Genomic DNA, 3975 nt, shown 5'->3' with positions numbered 1-3975 from the left:
TTTTTTAACTAAAACTATTTTTACTTTTTTATTAGCTTGGATTACAATAATTAATAATTTTTTTAGTAATAATTTAGTTTTTTTCCCTTTTACTCCTTTGCAATTGAATTTTATTGATATTTTTTTTTTCTCCCTATCAAAATCGTTAACCTTTTTCTAAAAAAGTTGATTTATATATTAGTGTACAAAATTAAGTATTATTTTTTCTTTTTAAAATTTTATAATTTTATGTAAAATCGTATATAAAAATTTGGAAATTTCAAATATCTTCAGTTTTATAAACTTAAATCATAATTAAGATTATTATAATTATTATTGTTTAAAACATTAGTTAATCTGGTTTTTATTATTGAAAACTTTGCCACATCATTTTAGATAACAAAATTTCCTTTAGACATTTAATATTAAATAGCATTTTTAAAATTATTAAAATTTCGAAGTTTATTATATTTCTAATAATTAAAAATTAAACAATTTAAGATTTTAAATTAATATTTTAAAATAAAATTAATAAATTATAATGATAAATAAAATCTTAAATAAATACTTGATTTATATCATATAACTAATAATTAAAAAATAAAATATATTATAAAAATTTATTAAGCTAAATTTTGCTGAAGAAATTTTGATTATTTTTAATATCCGGTTGTAAATATTAGCAAATAAATTAATCGGACAATTTTTATTAATAATTAAAAATTATTAATATTATTTTTTTTTAACTTTTATTCTATAATTGTAATTATTACTATAATCATCTTTATATGCAATAAAATAAATTTGAAAGGCCCAAGTCCAAATATCTCTCATTTTCCAAACCCCATAATTTAATAACAAAAAAGTTTCTCCTATTAAAATATTATTATTTAGTATTTTATCAATATTATAAATTCTAACTACCCCAGTATTTTTATTATATTCAATATTAGATTTCGGATCGAAATGAAAATTTTCTCTTAATTGTTTTTCCATTATAAGTTTAGAAGTTCCAAAAAAATAACCGAATCTACCAAACAAATTATAATAAAATACTTTATCTTTTACTACATTATTTAAATTAAAATAAATTGAAGGATTTTCTGTATATGAATTGTTAGAAATATTTACAAGAGGTATTGGAGAAGATTTTTTCATTATTGGAAAAAATAATATTATAAAATAGCTTAACATGATTAAGAACCAAATCAATAATATCGCAATAAATATATTGTAAATGTTTTTTTTTTGCTCATATTGTCACCATTTCTTTTGAAAAAAATATTTTCTATTATCTTTTAATAAATTAATTAATTTGGGGATTTTGAAGCTTTAAATTTTAATTTCGTTTTTTGCAAATCTTCGTTAATTTGATCTAACCAATTAGGCATTTCAGAATGATCTAATAATTTTTTAAGAGCATGAAAAAAACAATAACCATCTCCAGGTGTATCATTATATTCTTTAATATAAAAATGTTGGTTTTCAAAATTTTTCATTTTTAATTCAATAAAAGAACTATCTTTTCTTCGATATAAAGAATGAAAATCATGTGAAAATGTTTCTTTATTAAATTTATTATACATTTGGATAATCAGTAATATTTTTTTATTTATTTTTTTAGATAAAAAATCAATAGTACTTTGTATTAAAAAAGGATATGCAGTATCTAATGTTTGATTAAAAATTTGTTCTTGAATTTCGTTCATATTTAATGACGGTTTTTCCCATTTAACAAGGTTTTCATAAGCTTCTTTATAATTATTATCTTTTAATCCTAATATAAATTGTTCCCATCCTAAATAAGCTATTTTTGAAACTAGTTGGCGGTTTTCGGAATATTGATTATTATTAGTTATTCCTAAATATTGATCATTATTAGTTATTTCTATATAATTATGATTACAATAATATAATTTTCTTTTACGGGTTATAAAACAACGATAAACAAACCAAATTATGATTACATGAAGTATAAATAAAAGTATATACAAAATATTTTTTAAATTATTGGATCGAGTATGTAACATTTTTTAATTAATTTTATTGTTTAACCTTTCTTTTTTTATGATATTATTTTTTAAATAAGAAGATTTTAAAATATTTTAAATTTAATCCAAAAGATCAAATTATATTAAATATAGTAATATTATAATTTATAACTTATTAAATATAAGATTAATAATTAACTACTTAAAGTAAATTTATTTATTTCATTTTAGTTTTCTAAATATAATAAATTTCTAAATTTAGATAATTTTGTTAAAAAGATTAATCATGTTAATAATGTTTTTAGAGGTATTTTAATATATGTTTTTTAATAATCGTAAAAATTTTTTTGATTGTATAACTAATAATTCTATAGCTGTATTTTATTCAGGTAATCCTCAATATAAAAGTGGAGATCAATCATTTCCTTTTGAAGTTGATAAAAATTTTTATTACTTAACAGGAATCAAACAACCTTATATTATTTTAATTGTGGTAAAAAAATCATCAACAAAACAAAGTTTTTTATTTGTTCCTAATATTGATCCTATGAATAAATTATGGAAAAATGATCAATTGGAGAAAAAACAAATTTCTGATATTTCACAAATTTCATGTACTAATATTTTTGAAACGAAAGAATTTCATTTTCAGATTAACAAGCAAATTTCTGAATTAAAATTGTTATCGCCAAAAATTTATTTTGATATCCCAAACAATTGTAAAGAATTAAAATATTGTTGGAGTTATGAGCAAGTATATAAATTTTTAAATTATTGGCCATGTATTGAAATATCTAATAGTTCTCGAATTTTATTCAAATTACGTCAACAAAAAAATCAAAACGAAATTAACTATATTAAACATTCTATCGATATACATTATCAATCTTTTATGTATTTATTCAAACAATTAAAGAATTGCCAATATGAATTTGAAATAGCAGCTCATTTACATTACTTTTGGGCTATGAATAAAGCTCAAAATGCTTTTGAAACTATTGTCGCTTCAGGAAAGAATGCTTTAATTTTGCATTATCATAAAAATAATTCTTATTTATATAATCACGATTTATGTTTAATAGATTCTGGAGTAAAAATAAATGATTATTCTTCGGATATTACTCGTTGTTTCCCTATTAAATCTACATTTACACCTATACAATATCAAATTTATAATTTAGTATTGAAAACTAATAAAGAATTAATTAATTGGGTTAAACCTGAACATAGTATGAAAGATTTGAATACTTATGGAAAACAAATCTTATCTAAAGGTATGCAAAAACTTGGATTTGAAGAAAAAATTGAAAATTACTTTTATCACAGTATTAGTCATCACTTGGGATTAGATATACATGATGTAATAGATATAGATGTAGAAAAGCCTGTCGGAGAAGATAGTATTATCTCTATTGAACCAGGTTTATATATTGATTATTTAAATTTAGGAATTCGAATTGAAGATAACATTATTGTTAAAAAAAAAGGAAATATTAATTTATCATCTAATATTCCTAAAGAAATTAAAGAAATAGAATATTTAATAAAATAAATAAAATATTTTAAATTTAATAATTATGTTTTAAAGATTAAATTTAACCTCTCCCAATAAACTATATGAATACTAATAATCATAGTTAAATAAATTATAATTATGAGTTTTAAAATAGAGATTTGTTATAATATCAATGTTATTATAAATTATTTAAATTTATGCATTATTATTTATAATCGCATAATGATGTAAAGTATTAGAAGTATATCACAAATAAAGAAATTAACAAAATAAATTCAAAAAATATTTAATTAAAAGGAGATTGTTTTTAATTCTGTTAAAATTAACAAAAAAGAAATTAATTTATTCATTATTATTTATATGGGGGCGCCAAAGAGGCCTAAATTTCATGCTATCTAACCAATAGCCAGGGCCGATAAACCCTGAAAGGATATGGTCGGTTTATCAGACGAAAGAATGATAGATTATAGCAGACCATAAAAGCGGGTT

At 19.5% G+C, this 3975-nt stretch carries 3 protein-coding genes; 1 reads left to right on the top strand and 2 read right to left on the bottom strand.

Features of this window, described 5'->3' with window-relative positions:
* Nucleotides 1–711: 711 nt before the first annotated feature.
* Together OC701_RS02440 and OC701_RS02435 are read right to left on the bottom strand one after the other, a co-directional pair.
* The gene (locus OC701_RS02440; RefSeq protein WP_304514500.1) at nt 712–1137 is read right to left on the bottom strand and encodes a hypothetical protein; all 426 of its coding nucleotides are present in this window, start codon (nt 1135–1137) and stop codon (nt 712–714) included.
* A 152-nt stretch (nt 1138–1289) separates the two neighbouring features.
* A complete protein-coding gene (locus OC701_RS02435; RefSeq protein WP_304514499.1) occupies nt 1290–2009 on the bottom strand; it encodes an OTU domain-containing protein in 720 nt (239 codons plus the stop codon).
* Between the two features lie 280 nt (nt 2010–2289).
* On the opposite strand from OC701_RS02435, the gene OC701_RS02430 reads away from it, so the two are divergent.
* Complete coding sequence (locus OC701_RS02430) at nt 2290–3522, top strand: aminopeptidase P family protein (RefSeq protein ID WP_304514498.1); 1233 nt, start codon at nt 2290–2292, stop codon at nt 3520–3522.
* Nucleotides 3523–3975: the final 453 nt, after the last annotated feature.

It is taken from the genome of Candidatus Phytoplasma bonamiae (assembly GCF_030586845.1).
GTDB classification, from domain to species: domain Bacteria; phylum Bacillota_I; class Bacilli_A; order Acholeplasmatales; family Acholeplasmataceae; genus Phytoplasma; species Phytoplasma bonamiae.
This window is presented reverse-complemented; position numbering and strand designations above follow the sequence as displayed.

Excerpts from the sequence above, each read along its gene's own strand:
- OC701_RS02440 (WP_304514500.1), bottom strand. The coding sequence starts at position 1,137 with ATGAAAAAATCTTCTCCAATACCTCTTGTAAATATTTCTAACAATTCA.
- OC701_RS02430 (WP_304514498.1), top strand. The coding sequence starts at position 2,290 with ATGTTTTTTAATAATCGTAAAAATTTTTTTGATTGTATAACTAATAAT.
- OC701_RS02435 (WP_304514499.1), bottom strand. The coding sequence starts at position 2,009 with ATGTTACATACTCGATCCAATAATTTAAAAAATATTTTGTATATACTT.